We start from the raw sequence: 347 nt of genomic DNA, 5'->3' as shown, positions 1-347 counted from the left end.
AAGTAGAATTTATGAGCGTAATTATAAAAGTTTCATTGCATCAGAAAACTACGAGCCCGGCTTTACTGTAAATCTATTAAAGAAAGATTTAGGCTTTGCGGTTGATTTAGCTAAGGAAAGTGAACTCCACTTACCAGTAAGTGAAATGCTATTAAACGTATATGAAGAAGCGAGTAAGGCAGGATATGGTGAAAACGATATGGCTGCTTTATATAAGAAAGTTAGCGAACAATTAATTTCTAATCAAAAATAATAGACTTATATACATCATAAAAAAGGAGAGAATATAATGATTACAACTGAAATTAAACGAGTAAAAAATCATATTAATGGTGAGTGGGTTGAAT

At 30.8% G+C, this 347-nt stretch carries 1 protein-coding gene; it reads left to right on the top strand.

The annotated features are described in order from the left end of the window. Positions 1–253 (top strand): NAD-binding protein (locus KI356_RS27595; protein WP_212937051.1); only part of this gene is annotated, 253 nt, incomplete at its 5' end. Between the last annotated feature and the right edge of the window lie 94 nt (positions 254–347).

It is taken from the genome of Bacillus hominis (assembly GCF_018332515.1).
GTDB classification, from domain to species: Bacteria; Bacillota; Bacilli; order Bacillales; family Bacillaceae_G; genus Bacillus_A; species Bacillus_A hominis.
Note: the sequence above shows the minus strand (reverse complement) of the source record. Positions and strands in the feature narration are given on the sequence as shown.